1 protein-coding gene is annotated in these 999 nt (G+C 62.3%); it reads left to right on the top strand.

The features are described from left to right. The first annotated feature begins 500 nt into the window (after positions 1-500). Positions 501-848 (top strand): Imm8 family immunity protein, encoded by a 348-nt coding sequence (locus tag EVS83_RS15330; protein ID WP_133502047.1) that lies wholly within the window; start codon positions 501-503, stop codon positions 846-848. Positions 849-999 lie beyond the last annotated feature (151 nt).

The following is a 999-nucleotide window of genomic DNA, read 5'->3' as shown; positions in this document are numbered from 1 at the left end:
TTCGCTGCTTGGGGCCTGTCTATTGCCTGGCTGGTCTGGCTAAGCTGGCGTCTCGGCGAAAAGCACGAAGCTCGGCTGGCAGCTAACAATTCGTCCAAGCCGACGCCGCTTCGCGGCGCGGCTTAACTCAGGTGTTAGGCCGTTCAAGTGAGCGCGTCGCTACCTACCCCGATAAAGCTTGCCCTTCGCGAGCTTCCGAGCGCCCTCAGCGAGCTCGGCGTCGTGCCGACCTCTTCGCGCCGGCCGGAGGCCTTCGAAAATTTCGAGGTCACGTTTCAACGCCGCGGACAAATATTTACAGTTGCGCGTGACCGCGGCCAATTCATCGTCAACGGCCCCACCCGAGGTGAACTCGAGCGTGCCGGGTTATGGCGCGCATTCCCGGGCGTCCGAGAACTCCAGCCAGTGCTCGTCGCCTGGTTGGCGTCCAAGGAAGGGCCTAACAATTCGTCCAAGCCGACGCCGCTTCGCGGCGCGGCTTAACTCAGGTGTTAGCCGCCATGATTTTTCCTCGCCTCTTGGGTCTCGACAGCGCCGACTTCGTCGAGTTGCCGCCGGATCCGAGCTGCTGCCTCGTCGCGGTAACCGCGCGAATTGGGCCGGCGGGCGGGGACGCGGGCGACTACTTCCAATTCATGGTCGGCACTCCTGCTGGCCTCGAAAAGGAGGGCTTCACTGGTTGGGGCAAAGCGCTCCTGGTCGTCCCAGAATTTTCATGGGCTGCAGTGGAACGCGCAGTGGAGCGCCTTCTCGCTCAGTGTGCGGCGCCCTCGTGGCAAGAGGTGGCCGCCGCTTTGGGTCAGTACCTCATGTGGGAATTCCAAAACTACCGGCCGGCTGGCGGCTAACAATTCGTCCAAGCCGACGCCGCTTCGCGGCGCGGCTTAACTCAGGTGTTAGGCCCCTATGACACCCGATCAGGAATTCTCAAGAATAAGAAAGCTCGTATCAGCCGCGACGTCCATGCTTTCGCTAGAGGTCGGGCTGGCCGTTGGCGCA

The sequence above is a fragment of the Cognatilysobacter terrigena genome (assembly GCF_004361065.1).
GTDB lineage: Bacteria > Pseudomonadota > Gammaproteobacteria > Xanthomonadales > Xanthomonadaceae > Cognatilysobacter > Cognatilysobacter terrigena.
Note: the sequence above shows the minus strand (reverse complement) of the source record. Positions and strands in the feature narration are given on the sequence as shown.